Source organism: Maribacter orientalis, assembly GCF_900109345.1.
Lineage (GTDB): Bacteria > Bacteroidota > Bacteroidia > Flavobacteriales > Flavobacteriaceae > Maribacter > Maribacter orientalis.
On the sequence record NZ_FNZN01000005.1, the window covers coordinates 53,293 to 78,581 of the forward strand.

The 25,289-nt window shown below is 34.6% G+C and carries 25 protein-coding genes; 11 read left to right on the plus strand and 14 right to left on the minus strand.

Going from position 1 to position 25,289, the window contains the following annotated elements; all coding sequences use genetic code 11:
* Nucleotides 1–4: 4 nt before the first annotated feature.
* The 7 genes from BMY56_RS12235 to mnmE form a co-directional block, all read right to left on the minus strand.
* The gene (locus BMY56_RS12235) at nt 5–1,189 is read right to left on the minus strand and encodes an ABC transporter permease (protein ID WP_091625039.1); all 1,185 of its coding nucleotides are present in this window, start codon (nt 1,187–1,189) and stop codon (nt 5–7) included.
* A gap of 7 nt (nt 1,190–1,196) precedes the next feature.
* Entirely contained in the window at nt 1,197–2,156 is a 960-nt protein-coding gene (locus BMY56_RS12240; RefSeq protein WP_091624608.1) for an HlyD family secretion protein, read from the minus strand.
* A gap of 22 nt (nt 2,157–2,178) precedes the next feature.
* Nucleotides 2,179–3,552: a TolC family protein gene (locus tag BMY56_RS12245; protein ID WP_091624610.1), complete on the minus strand. Its 1,374-nt coding sequence runs from the start codon at nt 3,550–3,552 to the stop codon at nt 2,179–2,181.
* Nucleotides 3,553–4,137: 585 nt separating this feature from the next.
* Entirely contained in the window at nt 4,138–4,515 is a 378-nt protein-coding gene (locus tag BMY56_RS19085; RefSeq protein WP_317040622.1) for a site-specific integrase, read from the minus strand.
* Nucleotides 4,516–4,744: 229 nt separating this feature from the next.
* Nucleotides 4,745–4,873 (minus strand): hypothetical protein, encoded by a 129-nt coding sequence (locus BMY56_RS19090; protein ID WP_317040623.1) that lies wholly within the window; start codon nt 4,871–4,873, stop codon nt 4,745–4,747.
* Between the two features lie 48 nt (nt 4,874–4,921).
* Nucleotides 4,922–5,122 (minus strand): hypothetical protein, encoded by a 201-nt coding sequence (locus BMY56_RS19095; RefSeq protein WP_317040624.1) that lies wholly within the window; start codon nt 5,120–5,122, stop codon nt 4,922–4,924.
* A 233-nt stretch (nt 5,123–5,355) separates the two neighbouring features.
* Entirely contained in the window at nt 5,356–6,753 is a 1,398-nt protein-coding gene (gene mnmE / locus BMY56_RS12255; protein ID WP_091624613.1) for a tRNA uridine-5-carboxymethylaminomethyl(34) synthesis GTPase MnmE, read from the minus strand.
* A 110-nt stretch (nt 6,754–6,863) separates the two neighbouring features.
* Between mnmE and BMY56_RS12260 the strand changes: the two genes are divergently transcribed.
* The gene (locus tag BMY56_RS12260) at nt 6,864–7,271 is read left to right on the plus strand and encodes a hypothetical protein (RefSeq protein WP_091624615.1); all 408 of its coding nucleotides are present in this window, start codon (nt 6,864–6,866) and stop codon (nt 7,269–7,271) included.
* 71 nt (nt 7,272–7,342) lie between these two features.
* The gene (locus tag BMY56_RS12265) at nt 7,343–7,708 is read left to right on the plus strand and encodes a DUF4870 domain-containing protein (RefSeq protein ID WP_091624618.1); all 366 of its coding nucleotides are present in this window, start codon (nt 7,343–7,345) and stop codon (nt 7,706–7,708) included.
* A 77-nt stretch (nt 7,709–7,785) separates the two neighbouring features.
* Here the strand turns inward: BMY56_RS12265 and dnaN are convergent, their stop codons facing one another.
* Both dnaN and BMY56_RS12275 read right to left on the minus strand, forming a co-directional pair.
* Nucleotides 7,786–8,904 (minus strand): DNA polymerase III subunit beta, encoded by a 1,119-nt coding sequence (dnaN, locus tag BMY56_RS12270; protein WP_079512085.1) that lies wholly within the window; start codon nt 8,902–8,904, stop codon nt 7,786–7,788.
* Between the two features lie 278 nt (nt 8,905–9,182).
* Nucleotides 9,183–10,013 (minus strand): SAM hydrolase/SAM-dependent halogenase family protein, encoded by an 831-nt coding sequence (locus BMY56_RS12275; protein ID WP_091624621.1) that lies wholly within the window; start codon nt 10,011–10,013, stop codon nt 9,183–9,185.
* A gap of 130 nt (nt 10,014–10,143) precedes the next feature.
* Between BMY56_RS12275 and BMY56_RS12280 the strand changes: the two genes are divergently transcribed.
* Together BMY56_RS12280 and BMY56_RS12285 are read left to right on the plus strand one after the other, a co-directional pair.
* Entirely contained in the window at nt 10,144–11,097 is a 954-nt protein-coding gene (locus BMY56_RS12280) for a PhoH family protein (RefSeq protein ID WP_091624623.1), read from the plus strand.
* Nucleotides 11,098–11,105: 8 nt separating this feature from the next.
* Nucleotides 11,106–12,062, plus strand: coding sequence for a phosphoribosylaminoimidazolesuccinocarboxamide synthase (locus BMY56_RS12285; protein WP_091624625.1), 957 nt, complete (start codon nt 11,106–11,108; stop codon nt 12,060–12,062).
* Between the two features lie 2 nt (nt 12,063–12,064).
* On the opposite strand, the gene BMY56_RS12290 is transcribed toward BMY56_RS12285, so the two are convergent.
* The 3 genes from BMY56_RS12290 to BMY56_RS12300 form a co-directional block, all read right to left on the minus strand.
* Nucleotides 12,065–12,721, minus strand: coding sequence for a 3'-5' exonuclease (locus BMY56_RS12290; RefSeq protein WP_091624628.1), 657 nt, complete (start codon nt 12,719–12,721; stop codon nt 12,065–12,067).
* On the minus strand, nt 12,721–14,640 hold the full coding sequence (locus BMY56_RS12295; RefSeq protein WP_091624631.1) for a DUF294 nucleotidyltransferase-like domain-containing protein: 1,920 nt from the start codon (nt 14,638–14,640) through the stop codon (nt 12,721–12,723). The genes BMY56_RS12290 and BMY56_RS12295 overlap by 1 nt, the downstream gene beginning before the upstream one ends.
* Nucleotides 14,641–14,730: 90 nt before the next feature.
* A complete protein-coding gene (locus tag BMY56_RS12300) occupies nt 14,731–16,155 on the minus strand; it encodes an L-serine ammonia-lyase (RefSeq protein WP_177170971.1) in 1,425 nt (474 codons plus the stop codon).
* A 187-nt stretch (nt 16,156–16,342) separates the two neighbouring features.
* Between BMY56_RS12300 and dnaK the strand changes: the two genes are divergently transcribed.
* Together dnaK and BMY56_RS12310 are read left to right on the plus strand one after the other, a co-directional pair.
* Nucleotides 16,343–18,247, plus strand: a complete 1,905-nt coding sequence (gene dnaK, locus BMY56_RS12305; protein WP_091624636.1) for a molecular chaperone DnaK — start codon at nt 16,343–16,345, stop codon at nt 18,245–18,247.
* Nucleotides 18,248–18,350: 103 nt separating this feature from the next.
* On the plus strand, nt 18,351–19,277 hold the full coding sequence (locus tag BMY56_RS12310; RefSeq protein WP_143057820.1) for a hypothetical protein: 927 nt from the start codon (nt 18,351–18,353) through the stop codon (nt 19,275–19,277).
* On the opposite strand, the gene BMY56_RS12315 is transcribed toward BMY56_RS12310, so the two are convergent.
* Both BMY56_RS12315 and BMY56_RS12320 read right to left on the minus strand, forming a co-directional pair.
* Nucleotides 19,278–19,844, minus strand: coding sequence for a GNAT family N-acetyltransferase (locus BMY56_RS12315; RefSeq protein WP_091624641.1), 567 nt, complete (start codon nt 19,842–19,844; stop codon nt 19,278–19,280). It abuts the gene before it with no gap.
* Nucleotides 19,841–20,482, minus strand: coding sequence for an alpha/beta hydrolase (locus BMY56_RS12320; protein ID WP_091624644.1), 642 nt, complete (start codon nt 20,480–20,482; stop codon nt 19,841–19,843). Before BMY56_RS12320 ends, BMY56_RS12315 begins: the two co-directional genes overlap by 4 nt.
* A gap of 65 nt (nt 20,483–20,547) precedes the next feature.
* Between BMY56_RS12320 and BMY56_RS12325 the strand changes: the two genes are divergently transcribed.
* The 5 genes from BMY56_RS12325 to BMY56_RS12345 all read left to right on the plus strand — a co-directional run bounded on the left by BMY56_RS12325 (nt 20,548) and on the right by BMY56_RS12345 (nt 25,193).
* Nucleotides 20,548–20,970, plus strand: a complete 423-nt coding sequence (locus tag BMY56_RS12325) for a PaaI family thioesterase (RefSeq protein WP_091624647.1) — start codon at nt 20,548–20,550, stop codon at nt 20,968–20,970.
* Nucleotide 20,971: 1 nt separating this feature from the next.
* On the plus strand, nt 20,972–22,090 hold the full coding sequence (locus BMY56_RS12330; RefSeq protein WP_091624650.1) for a chorismate-binding protein: 1,119 nt from the start codon (nt 20,972–20,974) through the stop codon (nt 22,088–22,090).
* Nucleotides 22,091–22,133: 43 nt separating this feature from the next.
* Complete coding sequence (menD, locus tag BMY56_RS12335; RefSeq protein WP_091624654.1) at nt 22,134–23,885, plus strand: 2-succinyl-5-enolpyruvyl-6-hydroxy-3-cyclohexene-1-carboxylic-acid synthase; 1,752 nt, start codon at nt 22,134–22,136, stop codon at nt 23,883–23,885.
* Nucleotides 23,886–23,919: 34 nt separating this feature from the next.
* Nucleotides 23,920–24,264 carry a DUF2853 family protein gene (locus tag BMY56_RS12340; RefSeq protein WP_091625041.1) on the plus strand — a complete coding sequence of 115 codons (345 nt, stop codon included), beginning with the start codon at nt 23,920–23,922 and terminating at the stop codon, nt 24,262–24,264.
* 92 nt (nt 24,265–24,356) lie between these two features.
* Nucleotides 24,357–25,193 (plus strand): CvfB family protein, encoded by an 837-nt coding sequence (locus BMY56_RS12345; RefSeq protein ID WP_091624657.1) that lies wholly within the window; start codon nt 24,357–24,359, stop codon nt 25,191–25,193.
* Nucleotides 25,194–25,289 lie beyond the last annotated feature (96 nt).

The following is a 25,289-nucleotide window of genomic DNA, read 5'->3' on the forward strand; positions in this document are numbered from 1 at the left end:
CGATTTAGTGTGTGATTGTATTCATTACTCTTTTTTTCTTTTTAACGCGTCTATATATTTTGTACTGAAGCAATACTGCCATTGCGACAAACGCAACAAGGGTGATGAGCAATAATATATTGATCTCAGGTTTAATGGACGATACGTCTCCTCCGTAAAAGGCTATCTTTCTGAATCCACTTAAGAACTGGGTCAAGGGAATGTACTGGGCGGTATTCGTTATAGCATCGGGAAACGTCAGTGTTGGCCATGTAAATCCACTAAGTACGAAAGCAGGGGTTGAAATGACCATCAACAACTCGGTAGCCTTTAGTTGGCTCGGAATTGCTATGGAGAACAGCATTCCGATAAACATAGAGCCCAATGTCAATAAAGCTGTCAAAACCAGCATGGGGAAATTGAATATATCGGCATCGATCTTAAAATAGACAATGAACAAGCTTACGATTGCCCACATCATGGGTATCATCAATAAAAACGGTGTGGATTTAAGGGCGATGTGGTATAAGGAAGATTTGCTATTTTTTATGAGTTCTTCAAAGTAGCCGTCTTCAAAATCCCTGGCAAAAACCAGTGCCATTCCCAGAAAGATAATTTGTTGCATAATCGTGGCAAGCAAACCCGGGAGCATAAAAGTTAAATAGTTCCCCGTAGAATTGTACAACTTATTAAAGTTGATTTTAAAAGGTTCGAAGGAGGTTGTTGCCTGGTTAGGATGTAGTCCCTGTTTTTTGAGGCCTTCTATTTCTATACCGGCATTCAGGGTAATTAAGACCGATTGAATATTCTTACTTGCGGTATTGGCATTCAGTATATTCGCCATATTCAAATCGACCCTTATTTCAGGGTGTCTTTTTTGGAGAAGATCTGCCTCGAAATTCGCAGGTAAGGTGATTACTGCAGTATATTGTTCGGTGGGCATTTCCTTTAAAATGTTCCCTGGAATGTATCTCACATCGGTCACAAGCAATACTTCATTGTCCTCAAAGGCATCGATAATCTTGTCCGAAGTAGGACTATGGTCTAAATCTATGATAACGAGAGGAAGGTCTAGCACTTTTGCCTGCTTATAGACATAGCCAAATAAAATTCCGTAAAATATGGGCGCCCCAATAAAAATAGCAAGCAGCACATTATTTGAAAATATGCGCTTAAATTCTTTCCGGAGTAATCTCAAAAATTTTTTCATACCATGATTATTTAATAAGAATGGTAGCATTCATATAAAATTTCTGTTGTAAAATTTCCTCGGTAGGAACGACCTTCAACTCATAAATGGACTCGGACAATTCATATAATGGAGCCGTACTCGTAATGTCGGCATATCCTGGTAGCTGCTTTATTGCTGTAATTTTTGCCTCGATTTCTTCCTCGGTATATGGATTAACAATGGTAAGTGGTTTGCCCAATTCGAAATCATACACTTTGGATTCGGGAATCGTAAACCTAAAATAGACGCTGTTATTTTTATAACCATTGAACAACGCATACCCTGGGGTAAGTAATTCCCCTTCTTGAAGACTGATGGTTTCTATGGACATGTCCGCCGGGGCAATGATAAATTTCTCATCGGCTGCGGCAAGTACTTCTTCTTTTGCACCGATCGCCCTGTCCAGCTGGCCTTTGGCTTGGTCTAGTTGTTCTACCCTGGCGCTTTTGCCTACCTCGCTGCGTTTAGCCTCCAAAGCGGCGATGTTGGCCTTAGCCATATCAAGTTTCATCTTTACTTCATCCAATTGCTGCCCGGTAACCAGCGAGTCGTTATACATGGCCTGTAACCTATTATAGGATTGCTGGGCAAAATTAAGTTGTGCCCTCCCCGCATCGATTTGACCATTTATTTGATTTAGTTGCTCAACGGTTGCACCGTTGGAAGCCATATTAAATTGACCCTTAGCCGATGTAATGGCACCTTCTGCCTGCACAAGTTTGGCGTTTACCTCCGGAATATTCAAAAGTGCTAGGGTATCCCCTTTTTTTACGGTCTGCCCTTCCTCAACATACACCTTATCGATTCTTCCGGCGAGTTTGCTGCTAACGGAGATTGTTTCGAACTTTACTTTCCCTCTGAAAGGAGTAATCGACGAGTCGTTTCCGCAAGAACTTAAGGCGATAATTGCGACGAAGCCCGTTACTATGTTTCTAAATAATTTCATTTTTCTAACCTTTTAAGCTCCACTAGTAATTAAGGGACCCTTTCGCATAAAGCAATTCAATGAACGCCCTTCGTTGATCAAAAAAGGATTCTTGTAATTTGAAATTGGATTTTTCCAAATCGTTCAAAGCCTCCAACATATCGGTAATTGAAGCCAAATCGTTTTTATACTGTTTATTGACCATTTTATAAGTATCCTTCGCCAACTCAATTTCTTTTTGAACCATATTGATCTTCTGAAGGGATGAATTATACCCTAGTTCAGCTTTGGTGATACCAAGAGAGATCATTTCTTGGGCATCCTCGATTTGTTCTCTATATTTTCTTCCTTCAATTACAGATTTCTTACTGTTCAAATAGGATTGATTACCGTCAAAGATGTTCCATTTCAAACCCATTCCAACGAACCAAATAGGGTCTAACAACGACAAATCGTCTTCTATAAATTCATAATGCCCTTTTAAGGCAAGCTTAGGCACAAAGCTGTTTTTTTCCATTTTCGCCTTGTAAAGAGTTGCTTTTTCAGCTTCCTCTAAGGCTTTGACCTCATTTCGCTTTTGAATAGTTGATAATGAGTCGTTCACGAACGGCCGTAATTGAGGCTCAATCAGTCTTAAACGTTCCCTATTTTCATTTGTAAGTTGATGTAGTACCTCTATCAGCAGTATTTTATTTTGATTATACTCCAACTGTTTGGTTTTTAATTGCTGCTGTGCCAGTTCAATTTTTTTTCGGCCAATGGGCGTGGCAAGGCCGTTCTGGATGGATTTTTTTACGTAATACTCTTGTTCGTTTAAGTAGTTTTTAGAAGTGTTCAATACTTCTTCGGAGGCATAGACCAGCGCAAGTTTGTCATAGGTCTCTATTATTTTTAGTGCTAATTTGTCCTTTTCGGCCATACCCAAATAATTGAACGAAGCTTCTTTATGCCTACTCGCTTTAAAAGCATTGCTCGCTTCGAATCCGCTAAAAAGTACCCAATCCAGATCAACGGAGGACCTTAGGATATTTTTGTCCTGCAAATTGGTAATTTCCGTTAGCGGAACATCATTGGGAAATTCAGCATTAAAAGGAATTCCCGTGGCCTCTTTTATTAGTAATCTTTGCGTTGCAACCAATAGATTTCGTGTATCGCTGTCAAATGTGATATCATCGTTCAATCGCGTATAGCTTCCATTTATGGTAACCTTGGGAAGGAAAGTAGATTTTGCCAATCGCTGATCAACTTTTGCCTGCTCGGCTTCAAAACCATTGATTTTTATACCATGGCTTTTATCCAAGCCTTTAGCTATAAGTTGAGCAAGCTCCGGATCAAGCTGTTGTCCTATTACCTCATATTGTGCAACCAATACAAAGGCTACGGATACACCTATATTTATTAAAAGATTTCGATACATTGAAGTGTTTCAAAGATAAGGTCTTAACTATTTTACGAACTACATCAGGCCTTTTTGTTATTATCAATTTTAACTGGGGGAGTTGCAAAATAGAAGCGTGTTTAGTGTGAGAATGGCATTAATATCCCTTTCAAGTAAATTAAATTTAGACAATGTATCATTAGATTTTTAACCCATTCCGAATAAATAGTGCTTTTAAAAAATATTGAAAATGGAAATCAAATTAAAGATGTCAGCATATTTCTCATGAAAATTACAGCTTAAGTCCAATATGTTCATTATACAAAGCATATGAGTCATTGCGAACAATTTTAGAGTCTTTTAAAACGGCCTTTTTACAGGAGGATTTCAGTAAAGCCAAAATTCATCTTCCGGAGCGTCCCATTTATGGTCTTTTTTAGTATTCTCGTTAATTAATCTTTTATTGGACATTTGATGGTAGTAGAAAAGTCTTCGAAAAGTTCTAATAAATATCCAGATTCAATTCAGGAATTAGATTAGCTGCTTCCTTCATTTTTTCATCGATAATCTTGGTATAGATTTCCGTTGTTCGAATTTCACGATGACCCAATCGTTTTGATACTGTTAAATATCTGCTCCATTTTCTAACAGCAGTACAGCATTTGTGTGTCTTGCACTATGGAAGGTGATATGTTTAGTAATTCCAGCTTTCATGCACCATCTTAGAATTTCGGTATTATAGACTGCTCCATATTTAAGTCCTCTGAAAACCCGGTCGCTTTCGTTAGTTCTTTTGCCTAAAAGCTTTCGCGACTGCTCAGAAACATAAAGGTATTCTAGCCCATCGGTTTTTTTCTGTCTAAAGATGATTCGTGACCCCGTGTCTTCATCTCGGACTTCTGACCATCTTAATTTATCTATATCGCTCCATCGTAAACCTGGAAGACAACTGAAAATAAAAGCGTTTTTTAACATAGGGTACTTACACTCTGCTTGTGTCAATCCCTGTAGTTCGGAATAGGTAAGGTACTCTCGCGTAGATTCACCTTGCTCAAAACCTTTAACTGACCGTAGTACATTTTCTCCTAAAAAGTTTTCGGTATAGGCTTCCCTTATGGCTGCTTTAAATTTATTGAAATAGGTATATTTAGAATTTTGGGATAGGGGAGTGTCACTCTTTGTTTTTGCCTTATTGTTTAACTATGTCTTAAAACCCTTTACGAATTCGATATCAATATTTTTCAATGTGTTTTTGAGCGGCATCCCAATTTCCATAATTGGCCTTGGTTTCAAAACGTTCCTCTTTTAGCCTTTTGTAATAATCCATAAAAGTAATCATACCCTTTTTATCATTTCTCAATTTGAATTTTCCTTGGTAGAATTCTGCTTTTCGAATAGAAAGGATTTTTTAGGCTAGTTCATAGGTTTCTTTGTTTTTTCTTTTTTCATCTGACGTACTCGGATCTTGTAAGGGATAGAGCTTCAAATATTCAAAATCACGGTCATATTTATTTATACCGTTTTTGTCAATGTAATGTCCTTTGTAGAATTCTAAAAAGAGACTAAGTTTTCCGTTTTTAATCTTTTTACTCTTGAGGCTTATTTTCATAACTGAGGTGAAATTTTTTCACCTCAAGGACTAAAATATCATCCGAGGTGAAAATTAGGTGAAATAAATGTATAAAAATAGGAGATTATGAGAAAGAGAAAATAAAGATACTTTTCAACAACTTATTGATTTACAGTCATATGAAACCAAATGAAACCAAATGAAACCAAATGAAACCAAATGAAACCAAATGAAACCAAATGAAACCATTTAAGACCAAAGGAAAAACTTATTTATTTTCCGATACAAAAATTGGCAAATATATTTCCTAGCAATTCATCATTGGTCACTTGCCCTGTAATTTCTCCTAAATGATATAAAGCTTCACGAACATCAATGGCCATAAGGTCGCTTGATAGATCTTCTTTCATGCCAAATTGTACTTTCTCTATTTCTTCCAAAGCTTTAAGCAAAGAATTGTAGTGCCGCGTATTAGTAACAATAGTTTCGTTGTTGCGTAAGGCACCTGTATTTACAAATTCCAAAAGGCTATTTTTTAATGCTTCAACTCCTTCGCCAGTTTTGGCAGAGAGGTAGTTAATGTTGTTCAAATACTGACCTATAAATTCTTTATCTGCTTCTGAAAGAGTGTCGGCTTTGTTTATTAGTAGAACTAATGGTTTTTGAGGGTTTTGATTCTTGATTTTTTCGTAATCAATTACAATATTTTTAAGTTTTTGGTCGTTTGCTAAAAGTTTTGAACCATCAACTAATAATAAGATAACTTGGGCTTGCTCTATTTTTTCAAATGTTCTTTTAATACCCATGCCTTCTATAACATCTTCTGTTTCACGTATTCCTGCAGTATCTATAAATCTAAAACCAATTCCTCCAATTGCTATTTCATCTTCAATGGTATCACGAGTGGTGCCAGCAATGTCTGATACTAAAGCTCGTTCTTCATTCAGAAATGCATTAAGTAGCGTAGATTTACCTACATTAGGTTCACCTACTATAGCAACCGGAATTCCGTTTTTTATCACATTTCCTACAGCGAACGAATCAATAAGGCTTTTCAAAACTTTTTGAATACGTGTAAGTAATTCTTTAAATTGTGTACGATCTGCAAATTCTACATCTTCTTCAGAAAAATCGAGTTCAAGTTCAATGAGAGAGGCAAAGTTGAGTAGTTCTGCTCGTAAGTTTTTAATTTCATTACTAAATCCGCCACGCATTTGTTGCACGGCAATCTGGTGGCTTGCTGCATTATCACTAGAAATAAGATCGGCAACGGCTTCGGCCTGACTTAAATCCATTTTACCGTTCAAAAACGCTCTTAAAGTGAACTCACCAGCATCTGCAGTTCTGCAACCATTTCTGAGAAATAATTGAATAATCTGCTGTTGAATATAAGGGGATCCATGACACGAAATTTCAATGATATCTTCACCTGTATACGAATGTGGATTTTTGAAGATAGAAATCAGTACTTGGTCTAAAACAGCAGAGCTATCTTTTATATAACCTAAATGTATGGTATGACTTTTTTGTTTCCCAAGTACTTTACCTGAAATAGATTCAAAATGTTGTGATGCAATTGAAATTGCATTTGGGCCAGAAAGTCTAATAATGGCAATAGCTCCAGAACCTGAAGGAGTTGCTAACGCTATTATCGTATCTGCTTTAATCATGTTGCAAAAATAATCATTTAATAACTGGTGTTATAGTCTTATTATGAATCCAAATTGATTGCAGTATTCAATTAAATGGTAATTTTATATGTTATAAATTTAAAAATAAGATGAAGAAAATTATTATGTTACTAGTGTTTGCTTTTGCTTATTCTTTTGGGTATACCCAAAACGATTCTAATGATTCAACTATGAGTACTTCTGTTGAATATCAAAAGGAAATGGAACAGGTAAAAAGGAAGGTAGAAAAATCTGATGAGAAAGCTAAGAAGGAAAAAAAAGAAGCGAAAGATTTAAAAAATAAAGAGAAGATAGAAAAGCAAGTTAATTCGACATCTAAGGCCATTGATAAACAAGAAAATCAAATAGAAAGATTGCAAAACCAACTTGAAAAAGGAAAATTAAAAGGTACTTTATCACCTGTAGATATTCAGAAAATGGATGATAAAATCGTTAAGATTCAAATGAAAGTTATGAAGGGGCAAGAGAAACTTAAAAAGCTTAAACGAAAAATGTAGTAGTACACAATTTGTAACAAATTTGACTTTTACGCGTCTTATTTATAGTATTCATCTAAAATCAATCAAAAATGGAACTAGTAAATAATAGTGTAACGTTACGTGAAGATCGTAATCTTTTAGTCATGACACATCTCTCACAATACTTAGATTTTATTACAGGGTTTGGCGGTTTGTTAGTGCCTTTGGTAATCTGGTTAACCACTAAAGATTCTGTTGTTGGTATGGAGGAGCATGGTAAGTCTGTCATTAACTTTCAATTAACTTTAATCTTATATTTAATAATAGGTATTCCTGGTATATTGTTTTTCGGACTTGGTATCTTGTTATTAATTTTAGCTGGAGTCTTATCGATAGTAATGCCAGTTGTAAATGCGGTAAAAGCAAGTAATGGTGAGTCACCAAGTTATTTTGGTACCATAAGATTTATCTCATAATAGTTCAAGAAGTAATATAAAAAAAGGTGCAGTTGAATATTCAACTGCACCTTTTTTTATTTCTTTAAATTTTATAATTAGTTATTTAGCATAACTGGCATTACCAACATAGTAACATATTCACCTTCATCTAAACCATCCGATGGTGTAAGAATACCAGCGCGATTTGGTAAGCTCATTTCTAAAGAAACTTCATCAGAATTCAAATTATTTAACATCTCGGTCAGGAACCTTGAGTTAAAGCCAATTTGCATATCATCACCTTGGTATGAACAAGTTAATCTTTCCTCAGCCTTATTAGAGTAGTCAATGTCTTCTGCAGATATATTTAATTCTGCGCCAGCTATTTTTAAACGAATTTGATGGGTTGTTTTATTAGAGAAAATAGAAACCCTTTTTACCGAACTTAAAAATTGATTTCTAGCAATCGTAAGTTTATTTGGGTTCTCTTTTGGTATTACCGCTTCGTAATTTGGATATTTACCATCAATTAATCTACAGATTAATTCTGTTTCTTCGAAACTGAATTTTGCATTACTATCATTATATTCAATCAATACATCAGATTCGCTACCCGCCAATATTCCTTTTAGTAAGGTTAATGGTTTTTTAGGCATAATAAATTCTGCTACTTGGGTTGCAGTTACATCAGTACGTTGATATTTTACCAATTTATGTGCGTCAGTAGCAACAAAAGTTAGATTTTCAGTAGAAAATTGAAAAAACACACCGCTCATTACAGGTCTTAAATCATCATTACCTGCTGCGAAAATTGTTTTGTTTATGGCAGTTGCCAATATGTCTCCTAGTAGGGTTGTTGAACTTGGGCTTGATAATTCTACCGCTTTTGGAAATTCAGCTCCATCAGCATATGCTAAAGCATATTTACCGTGATTAGAACTAATTTCTACAGTATTATTATCTTCAACCACAAAAGTAAGTGGTTGCTCAGGGAAAGTTTTCAACATTTCTAGAAGGAGTCTTGCAGGTACGGCAATAGTGCCTTCATTATCTGAGTCAACTTTAATAATTGAACTCATAGTTGTTTCTAGGTCAGAAGCAGAAACAGTTAGTTTGTCCTTTTTTAAATCAAACAAAAAATTATCTAAGATGGGTAACGTATTACTGTTGTTGATTACGCCTCCTAAAATTTGAAGTTGCTTTAGCAAATAGGTACTTGAAACAATAAATTTCATTCTTTAATTTTTATTGGTATTATTCCTAAAGTAATTTAAAACAGTAGGGTTAAACTCCTTAGTATTGTTGGTTTTATATACCAACAAAGATATTTTAATTGGTCTTTTTAAGGAAACAAACTTATTAACACTTTATATCACTTAAGGTTGAACTGTATCACTTGTTATTGCTAGAAAAAGCCTGTTAATTCAAGATATGTAAAATAGTTATTAACTTTTGAATTGGTCGAAGATTAGATTAAATAGATTCAATTGTGTTTTAATTCTTCCTTGAAATTTTATTCAAAATCTACTATTATTGTGTCTCTGTATTCAAGGCCTAATAGGGTAGAGGCGCCTCCAACGGTTGTAAGGTTGCTTTTGTAAATAGCTAATTCGATATAATCAGAAGAATTGAAAATTGCCAGTAAATCACCAGCGCTCTTTCTTTGGTTTTTATCAATGCTATAATCTATAAAATCATTGTAAGCTTTGTGAATTTTACTGATTTTATGATTTCGCACCAAAAGTTTATAGTCTCTGCCGTTACGATAGGCGTCGAATAGATTTTTGCGAATATTGGTAATTACGTTACCATAGTTGTCAATATAGATAACACTTCCAATAATTTTTTTTCCATCCTCAACAATTCTTGGAGAGAATTCTCTAAGGTCGTTTAATTCGGTAAAAGGTTTACCCACAATTTCAAGGGTTCCACCACGGGCAATATGGCAAGCAACTTGAATGAAAACATTTAGAACAGGAAATGAATTAGCGATAGAATCCGGTAAATTAATTTCAACTACTTTTTCTGGAGTCATTTCAGAAGTAATGAGACCAATGACACCGGTATTTGCACTTATAAAATAATGGCCATTGACCAAGGCAACGACATGTTTGTTGTCTGGAGTCTCTTCAGAGTCTACCCCAACAATATGAATAGTGCCTTTTGGAAAACTTTTATATGAATTTGAAAGGATATATGCACATTCTTGAATGTTAAATGGCATGATGTCATGTGAAATATCAACAATTTTAGCATCGGGTAGTTCACTATAAATCGAGCCCTTCAATACGGCTACGAAGTGATCTTTTAGTCCAAAATCTGTAGTTAGGGTGATGATTGCCATACAGCAATGTTGATATGTTTTTGGTTAGTCAAACTTAAAATTTGCTTAAATTTGATTAACAAAATTAAACAAAAAATCAGCGATTAGAAACTAATCTTCGCTATCTATAAATCTTATTAAAACTGACTGGTTGAACGAAATTATTCTAGAACTTACCGAAATAAGCCCAAGAGAGTTTTTTGGGCAGCAAAATGAACACATAGATTTATTGAAAAAGTATTTTCCGAAGCTTAAGATTGTTGCTCGAGGCAATAAAATTAAGGTTTTCGGTGATGAAGAACTTCTAGAAGAATTTGAAAAACGCTTTGATATGCTCACCCAGCATTTTGTTAAATATAATAAGTTGGATGAAAATAGTATAGAAAGAATTCTAACTAGTTCTGAGGATGATCAAATCAGATCTTCAAAGATTAGTGGGGAGACTCTGGTTCATGGTGTAAGTGGGCGCTTAATTAAAGCTCAAACCGCCAATCAAAGAAGATTGGTCGACGCCTCGAAAAAGAATGATATGGTTTTTGCCATTGGGCCGGCAGGTACAGGTAAAACCTATACAGGTGTTGCTATTGCGGTCAAAGCTTTAAAAGAAAAGCAGGTAAGAAAAATAATCTTAACTAGACCTGCTGTTGAAGCTGGTGAGAATTTAGGGTTTTTGCCTGGCGATTTAAAGGAAAAGCTTGATCCATATATGCAGCCATTGTATGATGCGCTTAGAGATATGATACCTGCAGAGAAATTGGTGCATTATATTGAAAATGGAACTATACAGATTGCCCCAATGGCTTTTATGCGTGGTAGAACACTAGATAATGCATTTGTGATTTTAGACGAAGCACAGAATACCACCCATGCACAAATGAAAATGTTTCTTACCCGAATGGGTAGAAATGCCAAATTTTTAATTACAGGAGATCCAGGACAAATAGATTTACCAAGAAGAACAATTTCAGGACTTAAAGAGGCCCTTTTGATTTTACAGAATGTAGAGGGTATAGAGGTAATTTATTTAGATGATAAAGATGTAATTCGTCATAAGCTTGTTAAGGAAGTTATTGCTGCTTATAAAACTATTGAACACCACAATTAAAATAACACATGTCAAATAATACTATTTACGAAACCAATTTCCATTTTCCATGTCAAAAGAAAGTCTACAAGGGCAAGGTAAGATCTGTATACACCCTTGAAAACGATTTGTTGGTAATGGTCGCAACTGATAGGTTGTCTGCATTTGATGTGGTAATGCCAAAAGGAATTCCTTATAAGGGGCAGATTTTAAATCAGATTGCGACCCAAATGATGATGGCAACTAAAGATATTGTGCCTAATTGGTTAAGAGCAACTCCTGACCCTAATGTGGCAGTGGGTGTAGCTTGTGAGCCTTTTAAAATTGAAATGGTTATACGAGGATACTTATCAGGTCACGCTGCCAGAGAATACAAAGCTGGTAAAAGAAAACTCTGTGGAGTTGATATGCCTGAAGGGATGAAGGAGAATGATAAATTCCCCACCCCGATTATAACCCCTGCTACAAAAGCTGAAATGGGTGATCATGATGAGGATATTTCGAAAGAAGATATTCTTAGCAAAGGGATAGTATCATCAGCTGATTATGCACTACTTGAAAAGTATACGTACGCTCTTTTTGAAAGAGGTACTGAAATTGCTGCAGAACGAGGATTGATATTAGTGGATACCAAATATGAATTTGGAAAGACTAAAGAGGGTGAAATAGTTTTAATTGATGAAATTCATACACCTGATTCTTCAAGATATTTTTATTCGGAAGGATACCAGGAAAGACAGGACAATAATGAACCTCAAAAGCAACTTTCTAAAGAATTTGTGCGTCAATGGTTGATTGCCAATAACTTTCAAGGTTTAGAGGGTCAAACTGTTCCTGAAATGACCGATGAATATATTGAATCAGTATCTGACCGATATATTGAGCTATATGAGCATATAACCGGAGAACCTTTTGTGAAGGCCGATACAACTCATATTCATGACCGTATTAATAGAAATGTTCTGAATTATCTAGAAAGTCTTTAGGCCTAATTAATTAGCATTTTAAGCGAGAAATTTTTCTTTTCCTTTAATCGAGAAATAATTTTTAAAAACGCCAATGCAGTTATGTATGCATCACCAAGTGCTGTGTGCCTATCCTTTTTTGAGATTGAAAATTTTTCAGCTAGCTCATCAAGGGTATAGTTTGTTTTTGGTTGTACCAAGTACGATTTTATTAGGGTTTTTCTGTAAATAACACCTGTGTCTATAACTGCATTTTTTAATTTAGGCAACCCATTTCGTCGCAAGGCGTTATTTAACATGCCTAAATCAAATCCTGCATGATGTGCCACGATTATTGAATTTTCAACATAATCTAAGAACTTTTCTAATGCTGAAATTTCACTTATACAAACCCGTCGGCCATGCTTTAAAAGTCCGTGCACATTTACACTGTCTTTATTAAACTTTTCCTGTTCTAGGTAGATTTCAAAAACCTCTTGTACCGAAATGGTCTCCTTTTTTATTTTTACTGCACCAATTGATAAGATACGGTCTTCATCAAAACTGAATCCTGTTGTTTCTGTGTCTAAAACAACAAAGGTTAATTCATCAAAATTTTTCGAAGTCGGTTTCTTAAATTGACTTTCGTAAATCTTCCAAAATTCTGGTAAGTTAGTATTTGATTTTTTGAATAGTCCCATTATCCCAAAATATTAGTAACCTTAAACCGTAACGTAATCAATTCTTGAATTTCTTTAATTACCTTGAATGTGCGTTTTAATTTCATTTTTTCCTGCTTGGTCAATTGCTCTAATTCAATAAACCTACCAGAATCATGGTGCAACAAACCTTGTCGTGTTCTAAATTTTAAAAGGGCTTTTGTTGCATAGGAGCAAGCTAAATACAGCTCGTTGTTATTGGGTTCTAATTCAGCCAATTTTTCATAGCGCTCCCAAGTATTGCTAATGCCTTTTACTGAATGTGATAAAATTAGAACTCTAGCAGCATCAATTAAGGGTCTCAGCGCCCTACTCTTAAGGTCGAAAAAGTCTTTATGTTGACCGTCTTGTTCCACCACAAATTGTCTAAAAAAACCTGTTGGGGAAGGACTTTGTAATGCACCATTGGCTAAGTGGACTAAAAATATAGGGTATTTTTCTACAGTTCTAAATATATGCTCCGACATATTATCTAACAAGCTACGTTCGCCAAATGCTAAACTATAGTCAAAAAAAATAGATGACATCAGTACTTCGTTCGGACCAGGATTACCGATCCAATACGATAATTTATTTTTCCACTCCTGTAAACTTAAGCACCATTTAGGGTTCGAAGCCATCATATCTGCAGGGCAGTACTCATAGCCTATTGTATTTAAACCCTTGGTGATTTTTTTAGAGAGATTTAGAAAGTACGTGGTTGTCTTCGGTAAATCTTCTTCAGGCACATCCTCGAAAACTAATGCATTATCTTGATCGGTGTGTAATAATTGTTCACTTCTACCTTGACTACCTAACGCAAGCCAGGCAAATTTAACTGGCGGCGGACTCTTCATTTTTGCTAATGAAATTTCAACAACTTGTTTAATGCATGTGTCATTAAGTTCAGAGATTATTTTAGCAATTAAGCCTAAGGGAATATTTTGTTCTAAATATCCATTTAAAAGTACCGTAACACTTTTTCTGAGCTGCTTTATCTTTTTAATTTTTTGCGTACGCTTTATCGCTTTGACCAAGACAGCAGGGTTGTCACCTAAGGAGACCATAACATCATGCTTAGATAAAATCCCGAGTGGTTTTGTATTGGTTGTGCCGTCTTCTGTAATGACCAAGTGGCTTATATTGCTTTTCATCATGGCCATTTGGGCTTGTGTAATTGTCAGCTTTTTAGGGTAGGTAATTACTGGCGTAGTCATTATAGATTTAACCGTAGCCGTTATGGGTTGTTTGCCTGATATTACCTTGTTTCGTAAATCTTTATCGGTAATGATTCCTACAGCTAAACCCTTACTGATTGCAAGAATGGAACCTATGTGCTTTTCAGTCATTAATTCGGCTGCCTTCTGTATTGTTGTTCTCGGGGAACAGGTAATTAGCTTTTTGGAATAACTTGCCAATTGTAAATCCGGAATTTTTATTTCCTTTTTTAAATCGTCTTCACCTTCAATGCCATAAAGTTGTCCTTTTTGATTTTTTGAATATGGATTTCTTGTATTCGAAGCAAAACTTTCCATAAGAAAAACAGAAACTTCTTCGTTCTGTTTAGCCATAGGTCTAAAAACATCAATAGGTATTCCATAAAGAATACTTTCTTCGTGGGCTCTAGCTTCTAATTTATAGTTTTCGTTTGCAATAAGCGGTCTAAGCCCGAATACATCCCCTTCGTCACAATAGTCAATAATAGTATTGGTGGTAGGATTATTAAGCGTTACAGCACCTTTATGAACCAAATAAAAGTATGAATGTGGATTTTCATCAACCGTAAAAATGATTTTATTCTTTTCTTTATACACAATAAGTACCTGTTCTGCCAGTAGATAAAGTGACTTGGTATCTAGAATATTAAAAGGTGGGAAATTTTTAATAAAATCAGCGACTCTTTCTGAAATTAGATTTTTCATAAATTAAAGTTAGTAGAATTAATTTTGTCTAGCAGCAAAAAAAAATCCATCCATTCAAATAAGAATTTGATATAAAATGTAGAACAATTATTAGCAATCACTAAGGAATACCCCTACTGCTAAACCCCCTTCTGATGTTTCTTTATATTTTGAACTCATATCTTTAGCAGTTTCCCACATGGTCTGTACTACTTTATCTAATGGTACTTTTGCGGTAGAAGGGTCTGAGCCTAAAGCAAGTTCTGCTGCGTTAATAGCTTTTATAGCTCCCATCGAGTTTCGTTCAATGCACGGTATTTGAACCAAGCCGCCAATTGGATCACAGGTAAGACCTAAATGATGTTCCATAGCTATTTCTGCTGCCATTAACACTTGTTCAGGGCTGCCTCCTAATAATTCAGTAAGTGCACCTGCGGCCATTGCCGAAGAAACTCCGATTTCTGCTTGACAACCACCCATTGCTGCAGATATAGTTGCTCCTTTTTTGAAAATGCTTCCAATTTCTCCTGCAACTAAAAGAAACTGTTTAATATGTTCGTAATTACCTGCGTGGTTTTCAATAATCATATAATACATTAATACAGATGGTATTACACCAGCGCTACCATTCGTAGGTGCTGTAACCACTCGACCTAGAGAAGCATTGACCTCATTTACGCTAAGTGCGAAGCAACTAACCCATTGTAATATCTGTCTAAATTTCACTTCAGTTTGGCGTAGGGTTTGCATCCATTCTTCAGGAGTAGTGTAGGGTAGGTCGCTTTTGAGTTTTTCATGCATCTCAAAGGCTCTTCGTTTAACATTTAAGCCACCAGGCAAAATTCCTTCTGTATGACATCCAATATACATACACTCTAACATGGTATCCCAAATTCGATGTAATTGTTGGTCAATTTCTTCATCGTTGCGCAACGAACGCTCGTTTTCTAGAACAAGTTCTGAAATTTTTAAACCTTCATTTTTGCAAAATTCAAGTAGTTCTGTCCCTTTTTGAACTGGAAATGGGAATTTGTTGAACATGTCAACCTTCAGTTTGGCATTTTTTCTCTCTTCGCTAATAACAAAGCCTCCACCAATTGAATAATATGTTTTAGATATTATCTTTCCCGAGGTTAGGGTTGCCACGAATTTTAATCCATTAGCATGAAAGGGTAGAAATTTTTTGTTGAATATTATATCTTGTTTTGGGTCGAATGGAATTTTTTGAATACCATTAAGTAGTAATACATTTTCCTTTTTAATACCTTCTATTAAAAGGTGAATATCTTCAATAGGTATAGTTTCGGGATCTTTGCCAAGTAAACCTAGCATTACAGCATAGTCAGTGGCATGGCCCTTTCCTGTTAATGACAGTGAGCCGTATAGATGAACTTCAACTTCTATAACTTTTTCAATATTGCCTCTTGAATCAAGACGGGCCAACCATCGTTCGGCTGCACGCCAAGGCCCAAGTGTATGGGAGCTAGACGGACCAACCCCAATTTTTAACATGTCAAAAACACTTATACTTTCTATTTCCAAAACGCACTTATTATATAGGCTAAGGTACAATGTTTCCTAAACCTTTTAGGTATACAAAAATGGCATAATTATTATTTGGTAAATTGTATTAATGACATCATGTCAGTTTTTCTTGCTTGGCATATTGTTTGTCCTTTAGTAAACGATTGTAAAATATAGCACTTAATTTAAAACATATAAAATGAGTAAGATTATAGGAATAGATTTGGGTACTACCAACTCCTGTGTATCCGTAATGGAAGGAAATGAAGCAGTAGTAATACCGAATGCAGAAGGAAAAAGAACAACACCATCTGTTATCGCTTTTGTGGAAGGTGGTGAAATTAAAGTTGGTGATCCGGCTAAAAGACAGGCAGTAACCAACCCTAACAAAACCATTTATTCTATTAAAAGGTTTATGGGTAATAAATTTTCAGAATCTAGTAAAGAAGCTGGAAGAGTACCTTATAAAGTTGTAAAAGGTGATAATGATACACCAAGAGTTGATATAGACGGACGTTTATATTCTCCACAAGAATTATCTGCTATGATTCTTCAAAAAATGAAGAAAACAGCAGAAGACTATTTGGGTCAAGAAGTAACACGTGCGGTAATTACTGTGCCTGCATACTTTAATGATGCGCAAAGACAAGCTACGAAAGAAGCTGGTGAAATTGCAGGTTTAACTGTAGAACGTATTATCAACGAACCAACAGCTGCATCTTTGGCTTACGGTATGGATAAAAAAGATGTAGACCAGAAAATAGTTGTTTTTGACTTTGGTGGTGGTACACATGATGTTTCTATATTAGAATTGGGTGATGGAGTATTTGAAGTACTAGCTACAGATGGTGATACTCACTTAGGTGGCGATGATGTAGATCAAAAAATTATTGATTGGTTAGCTGAGGAGTTCAAGTCTGAAGAAGATATGGACTTAAGAAAAGATTCTATGGCTTTGCAACGTTTACGTGAAGCAGCTGAAAAAGCTAAGATAGAGTTGTCTTCTTCTGCTCAAACAGAGATTAATTTACCTTATGTTACAGCAACAGCTTCAGGACCAAAGCACTTGGTTAGAACTTTGACAAGATCAAAATTCGAGCAATTGATTGCTGACTTAGTAAAAAGAACAATTGAGCCATGCGAAACTGCAATGAAAGCAGCAGGACTTTCTAAGAGCGATATCGATGAGATTATCTTAGTAGGTGGTTCTACTAGAATACCAGCAGTACAAGAAGCGGTTGAAAAATTCTTCGGTAAAAAACCTTCTAAAGGCGTAAACCCAGATGAGGTTGTTGCAATTGGTGCAGCTATTCAAGGGGGTGTTTTAACAGGTGATGTAAAAGATGTATTGTTATTAGATGTTACTCCACTTTCTTTAGGTATAGAAACTATGGGTAGTGTAATGACTAAATTGATTGAGTCTAATACAACGATACCAACTAAAAAGTCTCAAGTATTCTCGACTGCAGCTGATAATCAACCTTCTGTTGAAATTCACGTATTGCAAGGGGAAAGACCAATGGCAAATGATAACAAGACAATAGGTAGGTTCCATTTAGACGGTATTCCACCATCTAAAAGAGGTACACCTCAAATTGAAGTTACTTTTGATATCGATGCAAATGGTATTATCAAAGTATCTGCAACAGATAAGGCTACAAATAAAACTCAGGATATTCGTATTGAAGCTTCTTCAGGATTAACAGAAGAGGAAATCAAGAAGATGAAAGCAGAAGCAGAAGCCAATGCAGAGTCTGATAAAAAGGCCAAAGAAACTGCAGACAAGTTGAATGAAGCAGATGGAATGATTTTCCAAACTGAATCTCAATTAACTGAATTTGGAGATAAGTTATCTGATGATAAGAAGCAACCAATTCAAGATGCTTTGACAGAGTTGAAGGCTGCTTATGAAACTAAAGATATAGCATTAATTACACCTGCTTTAGCTAAGATCAACGAAGCTTGGAAAGTAGCGTCTGAAGAAATGTACAAAGCACAGGCTGATGCACAAGGTGGTGGTGCTCCTCAAGGAGAACCAACTGCTAGCGATGCAGGTTCAGAAGGTGATAACGTTGAAGACGTAGATTTCGAAGAAGTTAAGTAATATAACTTTAAGTTATTATAAGAAAGGGGACGGTTATTACCGTCCCCTTTTACTTTTGTACTTTATTTTTTTGTACCAATTATTAATAAAGTAATTTTGTAGTATGATGAATAGATATTTCCAAACTCTTATTCTTGTTTTATACACTTTCATGTGCACTGCACAAGGGCAAGAAATTCAAATTTTCACACTTGCAGATTTTGATTTAAAAGAGAATGTGAAATTTTGTTTGGTAAGTACCGATTATGGTAAAGAAGAATATGATTTCAATAAAAAAGGTTTTTTAACCAAAGCTGTAACTAGATACAATGACAACGATTACGACGTTGTTTATTACAAATATAAGGCTGGTGAATTAACTGAGAAGCGTTCAGAATCTTACCGTAATAATGAGTTTGACCCTAGTACGTCAATTGCTCATTTCTATCAAATAGATTCTACCGATAACATTAAAATACAAGAACGTATTTTTTCATATGACAAAGAATTCTTAGACGAATATGTTTACGAATATGATGAATCTGGGGATTTATCTAGTATTAGAAGAACGAACAATGACGGTACAGACGTAACTCAAGTAGAACATAAAAAGTTTAAAGGAGAATATACGGTAACGTATTTACTGAATGACGTTCCATTGAAAACTGTACGTACTTCAACCCAGAAATCTAAAAATAGGCCCGAACAAAAAATCGTTTTAACTAAAGAGTTTATTAAAGGGGAGGCTGATTATGCATTTGAGGAAGTTTTTAGTTTAGATGGTCATCTAATGGCGCAGCAAGAATTTGAGTATAATATAACTGCTAAAAAATTTGAACCAACAGTTAGAACAACATACACTTATGATGAAAATGGTATGTTGATTACCGAAGTTGCTAAATCGGGAGCAGAAACTGCTAAAAAGGAATATATATATCAATATGATAAAGAAGATAAGGGTAATTGGATAAAACAAATCGTAACACCTGATAATACATACACCACTAGAAAAATAACGTATTATGCTCCTGAAACAAAGATTGAAGAGTAGCTAGACGTAGTGCAATTTTCTCTCGAGCCATTCTTGGCGAAGTAGTCCATAACAACAGGTATTTCTCTTAAACCCATCGAGTAGGTATACATCTTTTCTTAAAATACCTTCTAAGGTGCATCCTAATTTTTCGACAGCTTTTCTTGATTTAATGTTTCGTTCGTCTACACGAAACTCAATTTTTTCAAAATCCATTTTTATAAAGGCATGTTCTAACATTAAAGACTTCATATGGTCATTTAATCCGCTGCCATGAAATTCTTTACCAATCCACGTAGAACCTATATGTAGAACTTTGTTTTTGAAATTTATGTTCATATACCTGGTACTACCGGCATATGCTTTTTTCTTTTTATCATAGATTATAAATGGAATACTGGTGCCATTATTAAACTGTTTTATGGCTGTTTCTACGTAATCTTTTAATGAAGCACGAGTTGAAATATTTGAAGGGGAATATTGAATCAAGTTATTTTGTGAAGCAATTGAAATAAGTTCTTCAAAATTATCAAGTGTTAGAGGCTGTAATAGCACTTTATCATTTTCTAAAATTAATGACTCATTCATTTTGCTAAGTTATTAATGATTTCTTTTTTGACTTCATGTCCGCCATTAAAATTTATGTAGCAAACGTTTTTACCAAATAATTCTACCAATTTATTCTTTTCTTCAAGGTGTCTTTCTGGAGTTAAATATTCATCACTGTTGCCTAATATGGATATGATTTCGGTGTTGATTAAATATTTGAAATCTTCTTTTTTAAGTTCAATAGGAATTCCGCCAGCATACAAAACCAATTTGTCGCACTGTAATTTTGAGTGTGTCAAGTACCGCATAGCAATTGAAACTCCTTGGGAAAATCCGAACATAATTAGTTCACAACGTTTAGGAATAACTTCATTGGCCAAAACAGCATCTAAATAATTGAAAAGATTAGTTATTTCTTGCTCCGTATTTTCCTTCGTCAACCAACTTGCACCAACATGCTTATATTCTCCATTTAAATAATATTTTGAGGGTGCTTGAGGAGCTATTATGTAATTCTCATTTTCAGGAAGTTCTTTAAAATATTTTAGAAAAAATCGGCTCAAAAAACCGATTCCGTGAAAAACTATCCAAACCCTTTTCGTGTCTTTATTCAAAACATTTAATGTTTCATAAGTATTAGACGATTTATAGGTAATATTTTTTATCTGATTATTCATATGATATCCAATTCTTTTGAGCTTTTCAGTTGGTAATGTAATGCTTAATTTTACAAAAAAAAGGAATGAACGACCACAAAGAAAAAATTCTGAAAATTTGTAACGAGACCTCTAAGAACACCTTAATGGAAACCTTAGATATTGAATACATAGATGTAGGTGAAGATTTTTTGTTGGCTAAAATGCCTGTTACGTCAAAAGTTCATCAACCTGACGGTGTACTTCATGGTGGAGCAACTGTAGCATTAGCTGAAAGTGTGGGTAGTGCAGCATCTTATATATTTTTAGATGGTAATAAATACTTTGTTAGAGGTATAGAAATTTCAGCAAACCATGTAAAAAGTATAAAGGAAGGCTTTGTTTATGCAAGGGCTATAATTTTGCATAAGGGAAGAACAACTCAGTTATGGGAAATTAAGATTACTAACGAAGCTGATCAGCTGATTTCGCTTTGTAAATTAACTACAATCGCTTTACCTAGAAGCTAGTATGGTTCAAGAACTTTTTGATAGAGCTTCTGCTAATTTAAATAATGAATTGCCTTTTGTTCTATATAGAAAACCAAATGAGGCGGTATTAAATGGAGTTTTTCAAAAGGATAATCAAATATATTCGGTGGTTGATTTCTCAGAAACCGGATTTGTTTTTGCTCCATTCGATTTAGGTTCTCAACCTATATTATTGAAAACTGATGAGATTATTAAAGCCCCTATAGAGTATAAGGGTATCTCGTTACCGATTGTCGATGAAATTTCTTTATTGAATGAATCAGAGAAGGCAGATTATATTAAGTTAATAACAAAAGCCTTAAAAGTAATTAAGGACGGAGAATTAGATAAGGTAGTTTTATCTAGAAAAATTGAAATTAATGATGAGGTTTCACCAATAAACCTGTTTAAAAACCTTTTAGATATTTATCCAAAAGCATTTTGTTATCTATGGTACCACCCAAAAGTAGGTACTTGGATAGGGGCAACACCTGAAATATTAGTAAAAAGTAGAGGAAGACAGTTTACTACAATGTCCTTAGCGGGAACGCAAAGTTCAAAAGAATTTTTAAAACCAAAATGGACTAAGAAGGAATTAAATGAACAACAGGTAGTTACCAATTACATACTTGAAACCCTAAAAGACAAGGTGGTTTCATTAAAAGCTTCTGACGTAGCCTCTGTTGAAGCAGGTCAACTTTGGCATTTACGAACAGAAATTAAAGGAGTATTTAAACCTGGTAAATTTGGTGAAGTATTAAGAGCATTACATCCAACACCAGCAGTATGTGGAACACCTTTGGCAAATGCTAAAAGATTCATTGCTGAAAATGAAAATTATGACCGGTCTTTTTATACTGGTTTTTTAGGAGAGTTGAACTTTTCTACTGAGTTGGCTAGAAATAAGAATAGGCGAAATCAAGAAAATAGTGCCTATAGAAGTGTAGTTAAAAATTCTGAACTTTTTGTGAATTTAAGGTGTATGCAAATAAGTAAAATCGCTATAAGCATTTATGTTGGTGGCGGTATTACTAATGATTCAATACCTGAAAGTGAATGGAATGAAACTGTATTGAAAAGCAATACCATGTTTCGTGTTCTGAATCATAAATTGCGTTAAGACATTTGGGTAATAAGCTGCTTAGGTTGTATTTTTGAAGTACATGAATTACTCTCTCATACCTACTGCACAAACTATCGTTCAGCATTGTCAGGAAAACGATATTAATACTATTGTAATTTCCCCTGGTTCTAGAAATGCGCCTCTAACAATTTCCTTTGCAGAGAATCCTTTTTTTTCTTGTTTTAGTATAGTCGATGAGCGCTGTGCAGCTTTTTTTGCATTGGGTATGGCGCAGCAATTACAGAAACCGGTAGTAGTTATCTGTACATCGGGTAGTGCACTTTTAAATTATTATCCTGCAGTAGCAGAGGCTTATTATAGTAATACTCCATTGATAGTTATTTCTGCGGATAGACCGATTTATAAAGTTGGCATAGGTGATGGGCAAACTATTAATCAGAAAAACGTATTTGAAAATCAAATAGGATATTCGGCTAATCTCAGGCAAGATGTGAGTCATGCTACCGATAAAATTCTGCATTACAAGAAAGAATGGATTAAGGGTGAAAATGTAGATAAGATTCAAAATGAAGTTCAAGCATATAACGATGCCGAATTAAATACAGCATTTAAAATAGCCTTTACTTATCAGAGCCCTGTTCATATAAATGTACCTTTTGAAGAGCCCTTGTATGAAACAACAAAAGACTCTACTATAATAGCCCAAATAGAATCGATTTCTAAGCAAGAAACGAATCAATCTTCATTACAAAGAGAAAAGGATATTTGGAATACATCAAAACGTAAAATAGTTTTGGTTGGGGTAAACAAACCACATAGTGTTGATGACAAAGTACTTCAGAGTTTAGCCAATGACCCTAGTGTGTTGGTTTTGACTGAAACTACTTCAAACTTAAACCATCCTAGTTTTTTCAATAGCATAGATTCAATAATTGCGCCTATTGAAATGAGTAATGAAAAGGATTCCTTATTTGAAAATTTGCAGCCAGAAGTATTAGTTACTTTTGGCGGACTTATTGTCTCAAAAAAAATAAAAGCTTTTCTAAGAACTTTTTCACCTAAACATCATTGGCATATTGGTGGCGTAAAAGCAAATGACACCTTTTTTTGTTTAGAAAAACATATTAAAGTCCCTGTCGATACATTTTTTCAAGAAATGTACTTAGATTCTAAAACTATTAAAAGTGACTATTTTAGTTTTTGGCATCAAGTAAAAACAGAATATGTTTTAAAAAGGTCTGCTTATTTAGCTAAAATACCTTTTTCAGATTTCTCAGTCTTTAGTCAACTAATGCTATCGATACCAAATAATTATCTTTTACAACTTGCTAATAGTTCTACAATAAGATATACGCAATTGTTCGACATGAACCCAACGCTAAGAGTGTATTGCAATAGAGGAACTAGTGGAATAGATGGCAGTACTTCGACAGCTATCGGTGCTTCTGTAGTTAGTGAAACTCCTACTTTGTTCATCACAGGAGATCTTAGTTTTTTCTATGATAGTAATGCCTTGTGGAATAATTCAATTAAAAATGATTTTAGAATCATTATAATCAATAATAAAGGCGGTGGTATATTTAGAATTCTACCTGGTAAGGAAAATACGGATGTTTTTAAAACCTATTTTGAGACGCGTCATAATTTAAGTGCTGAACACCTTTGCAAAATGTATGGTTTTGAATACAGGACTGCCAATTCATCAGAGGCTCTTGAAGAAGTATTAAGTGACTTTTATAGTACATCGGGTTGTCCCAGATTATTGGAGATTAATACCCCTACATTAATAAACGATAAAATTTTGATTGATTATTTTCGTTTTATATCTTAGAGGTGTATTAACCATTAATTATAACACATTTCAGATGAGTAAAAGAGACGATTTAATTGAAAAGTATGCTGCAGACATCAAAGATAAATTTGGTGAAAGTGCAGATATGGATTTACTTAAAAAAGTAACTGTTGGTTTAGGGCCTTCTATTTACAATATCGATGCTTCAAAAGTATCAGGTACTGATCAGAAAGAATTGGATACTGTTAAGAACAATTACCTGATCAAAAAATTAGGTCTTGCAGATGATTCTAAATTAGACGATGCTATTAAAACTGTAATGGACAAGTATGGTTCATCTAACAGAAATAAGTATAGAGCTGTAATCTATTATAAGCTTTGTCAACATTTCAAGAAAGCATCCGTTTATAATAAATAAACATTTTCGAGCTTATAATATAGACCGCTGCCGAATTGGTAACGGTCTTTTTTTTACCCTCATTTTCTAAATTTTAAATGTAATTTTGTAGCATGATAGAATTAGGACGTATAAACAATTTAGAAATTTTAAGAGATACCAGTGTTGGGCTATTTTTGGGCGATGACGAAGGCAATGACGTGTTATTACCTAATAAATATGTGCCTGCCAATTATGAAATTGGAGAGAGTATAAAGGTGTTTTGTTATTTAGATTATGATGAGCGACCTGTGGCAACTACCTTAGAGCCAGACATCATGTTAGGAGAGTTTAGATTATTGCAGGTAGCTGAAGTAAATGAATTTGGGGCGTTTATGCAATGGGGTCTTGAAAAACACCTATTAGTTCCATTTAGGGAACAACGTGACAAAATGAAAGAAGGCCAATGGTATGTGGTACATTGCTATTTAGATGAGCGTTCTGGTAGATTGGTCGCTTCGAATAAGATCGATAAGTTTTTAAGTAATGATAGTGTAGATCTTAAGGAATGGGAGCAAGTCCAATTAGTAGTTACGAGGCAAACCGATTTGGGATGGGAAGTTATTGTGAATGAAAGACATAAAGGCCTTGTATATTTTAATGAAGTTTTTAAGCCAATAAATATTGGTGATGTGATACCTGGTTGTATTAAAACAATAAGAAAGGACAACAAACTTGATATTTCTCTTCAACCGTTAGGAGCGAAAGTGCTGGAACCAGCTGCTAAAAAGATTTATGAAGTGCTAAAGAAAAATGGCGGATTTTTAGGACTGCATGATAAATCTGCACCTGAAGAAATTAGAGATGTTTTTCAAATGAGCAAGAAAACGTTCAAAAAAGGATTAGGGACATTATACAAAGAGAGAAAAATAAAAATTGAAACAGACGGAATCACTTTAATAGAAGAATAAGGCGGTAATGTCAGAAAATTCTTAAAATATTGATTTGCAGAATTATATCTCAATTTAAGAGGCGTATTTTTGGAGCCCTACTCAATTAATTCTATT

Bases quoted from the DNA above. Each gene is read 5' to 3' on its own strand.
- BMY56_RS12265 (WP_091624618.1), top strand. From the start codon at position 7,343: ATGGAACTAGTAAATAATAGTGTAACGTTACGTGAAGATCGTAATCTT.
- dnaN (WP_079512085.1), bottom strand. From the start codon at position 8,904: ATGAAATTTATTGTTTCAAGTACCTATTTGCTAAAGCAACTTCAAATT.
- BMY56_RS12240 (WP_091624608.1), bottom strand. From the start codon at position 2,156: ATGAAATTATTTAGAAACATAGTAACGGGCTTCGTCGCAATTATCGCC.
- BMY56_RS12260 (WP_091624615.1), top strand. From the start codon at position 6,864: ATGAAGAAAATTATTATGTTACTAGTGTTTGCTTTTGCTTATTCTTTT.
- BMY56_RS12320 (WP_091624644.1), bottom strand. From the start codon at position 20,482: ATGAATAATCAGATAAAAAATATTACCTATAAATCGTCTAATACTTAT.
- BMY56_RS12340 (WP_091625041.1), top strand. From the start codon at position 23,920: ATGAGTAAAAGAGACGATTTAATTGAAAAGTATGCTGCAGACATCAAA.
- menD (WP_091624654.1), top strand. From the start codon at position 22,134: ATGAATTACTCTCTCATACCTACTGCACAAACTATCGTTCAGCATTGT.
- BMY56_RS12325 (WP_091624647.1), top strand. From the start codon at position 20,548: ATGAACGACCACAAAGAAAAAATTCTGAAAATTTGTAACGAGACCTCT.
- BMY56_RS12275 (WP_091624621.1), bottom strand. From the start codon at position 10,013: ATGGCAATCATCACCCTAACTACAGATTTTGGACTAAAAGATCACTTC.
- BMY56_RS12330 (WP_091624650.1), top strand. From the start codon at position 20,972: ATGGTTCAAGAACTTTTTGATAGAGCTTCTGCTAATTTAAATAATGAA.
- BMY56_RS12235 (WP_091625039.1), bottom strand. From the start codon at position 1,189: ATGAAAAAATTTTTGAGATTACTCCGGAAAGAATTTAAGCGCATATTT.
- dnaK (WP_091624636.1), top strand. From the start codon at position 16,343: ATGAGTAAGATTATAGGAATAGATTTGGGTACTACCAACTCCTGTGTA.
- BMY56_RS12245 (WP_091624610.1), bottom strand. From the start codon at position 3,552: ATGTATCGAAATCTTTTAATAAATATAGGTGTATCCGTAGCCTTTGTA.
- BMY56_RS12315 (WP_091624641.1), bottom strand. From the start codon at position 19,844: ATGAATGAGTCATTAATTTTAGAAAATGATAAAGTGCTATTACAGCCT.
- BMY56_RS12295 (WP_091624631.1), bottom strand. From the start codon at position 14,640: ATGAAAAATCTAATTTCAGAAAGAGTCGCTGATTTTATTAAAAATTTC.
- BMY56_RS12310 (WP_143057820.1), top strand. From the start codon at position 18,351: ATGATGAATAGATATTTCCAAACTCTTATTCTTGTTTTATACACTTTC.
- BMY56_RS12290 (WP_091624628.1), bottom strand. From the start codon at position 12,721: ATGGGACTATTCAAAAAATCAAATACTAACTTACCAGAATTTTGGAAG.
- BMY56_RS12345 (WP_091624657.1), top strand. From the start codon at position 24,357: ATGATAGAATTAGGACGTATAAACAATTTAGAAATTTTAAGAGATACC.
- BMY56_RS19095 (WP_317040624.1), bottom strand. From the start codon at position 5,122: ATGAAAATAAGCCTCAAGAGTAAAAAGATTAAAAACGGAAAACTTAGT.
- BMY56_RS12285 (WP_091624625.1), top strand. From the start codon at position 11,106: ATGTCAAATAATACTATTTACGAAACCAATTTCCATTTTCCATGTCAA.
- mnmE (WP_091624613.1), bottom strand. From the start codon at position 6,753: ATGATTAAAGCAGATACGATAATAGCGTTAGCAACTCCTTCAGGTTCT.